The 1,482-nt window shown below is 66.8% G+C and carries 3 protein-coding genes, 1 rRNA gene and 1 pseudogene; 1 reads left to right on the top strand and 4 read right to left on the bottom strand.

What is annotated here, in order from left to right:
• A 5S ribosomal RNA gene (rrf, locus tag J5Y10_RS27620) occupies nucleotides 1–93 on the top strand; the annotation flags it as partial.
• A 158-nt stretch (nucleotides 94–251) separates the two neighbouring features.
• On the opposite strand, the gene J5Y10_RS27615 is transcribed toward rrf, so the two are convergent.
• The 4 genes and pseudogenes from J5Y10_RS27615 to J5Y10_RS27600 form a co-directional block, all read right to left on the bottom strand.
• A complete protein-coding gene (locus J5Y10_RS27615) occupies nucleotides 252–518 on the bottom strand; it encodes a transposase domain-containing protein (RefSeq protein WP_209377377.1) in 267 nt (88 codons plus the stop codon).
• A 35-nt stretch (nucleotides 519–553) separates the two neighbouring features.
• Nucleotides 554–772, bottom strand: a complete 219-nt coding sequence (locus tag J5Y10_RS29025) for an IS66 family transposase (protein ID WP_432761268.1) — start codon at nucleotides 770–772, stop codon at nucleotides 554–556.
• A 266-nt stretch (nucleotides 773–1,038) separates the two neighbouring features.
• Nucleotides 1,039–1,161 (bottom strand): annotated as a pseudogene (tnpB, locus tag J5Y10_RS29020) (IS66 family insertion sequence element accessory protein TnpB); the annotation flags it as partial.
• A gap of 53 nt (nucleotides 1,162–1,214) precedes the next feature.
• On the bottom strand, nucleotides 1,215–1,482 hold a 268-nt coding region (locus J5Y10_RS27600), incomplete at its 5' end, for a hypothetical protein (protein ID WP_209377375.1).

Here is a 1,482-nt window from a genome sequence, read left to right as displayed (position 1 = left end):
CCACACCCGATCCCATCCCGAACTCGGCCGTGAAACGCCCCTGCGCCTATGGTACTGCGTCTTAAGACGCGGGAGAGTCGGTCAGCGCCAGGCCACCAGACCGGATAGATATGATACCAACACAGCAGCACACCACTACGGAAGCCCATCGGCCCCTTCAGGGTCGATGGGCTTTTTGCGTTTATGGAGCATGGGCAATCAAGCGACCGGTGTCACCTTCTCGCTGGATCCCTACGCACGCTTCGTAAGCGTCAGCCCATCACCACGGGCTTTGGATTTGGCCTGAGGTTCCAGGGCAGCAGATCGGCGATGTGGGTGATGGGGTGCCCTGCGGCGAGGTGGCCAAGGACGGCGGCGATGTAGGCTTCGGGGGCGAGTCCGTTGAGCTTGGCGGTCTCGGCGATGGTGTAGATGACGGCGGCGCGCTCGCCGCCCGCATCGGAGCCCACGAAGGGGTAGTTCTTGCGGGTCACGGCGATGCCGCGCAGCAGCCGCTCGGCGAGGTTGTTGTCGATCAAGAGGCGGCCTCATTGAGGTGGCGCGTCAGGGCGTCCTAGCGGCTCAGAGCGTACTGTAATGTCTTGCCGAAGGGGCTTGCTGCGTGCCTGGCGGGCCTAGCGCGGTACCTCCGTGGCGAGCCGAGCAACTTGGCCTCGATGGTATAAAGGGCTCCGATGCGCGCAATCGCCTCCGCCGCGATCGGCGACTTCGTGGCCTCCTGGACCTCGAACAGCTTGCGGCGTGCATGGGCCCAGCACGCGACGTGGGTGATCCGTTGCGAACCGTCCCCTCCCGGCCGCGCCCACGCCGGGATTCTACGCGCGGCTCCACCCCGTGCCGCAACGGTAACCAGAAGCTCCCGCGACTCAAATCGTGGTCTGCGGCCGCGCGGTCCAGGCGGGCATGCGCCAGTCGATCCTCTCCACGAGCATGGAGAGCTTTGCCGGGGTGAGCGACACGACCGCACCCGCGACCTGGAGCCAGACGAAACGCCCCCCTCTCCAGCCTCTTGGCGTCGAGGCACAGGCCTTGACCGTCCCACCAGAGGACCTTCACTAGGTCGCCCCGGCGGCCGCGAAAGCACAACAGCGCGCCCGAGAACAGATCCTGATCCAGCACGCCTTGCACAAGGGAGGCCAGCCCATCGAACCCACGCCGCATGTCGGTGTCGCCGCAGGCGAGAAACACCCGCGTGCCCGGAGGAGGTGCGAGCATCAGCGCCGGGCGAGCCCCTCGACCAGCTCGCGCAGGAGCGCGGGCGAGACGTCGCCCCGCATCGTCAGGCGCGCGCCGGAGGCGAACGTCACCTCAATGCGGATGGCGATGACGGACGAGCTGCTGAAACCGGGCTTCGCCGCGTGTGGATCGGCGTGGAATAGGGACCCTGTTGGAGGGGTGATCGGCGTCCAAACGGGACCCCTCTGACGGCGGGGTTCACGGTGGTTCCCGGGATGATCGGGAGCCTGGGTCGGGATGCTGGTC

Source organism: Roseomonas indoligenes, assembly GCF_017813365.1.
In the GTDB taxonomy this organism is placed as follows: Bacteria; Pseudomonadota; Alphaproteobacteria; order Acetobacterales; family Acetobacteraceae; genus Roseomonas; species Roseomonas indoligenes.
This window is presented reverse-complemented; position numbering and strand designations above follow the sequence as displayed.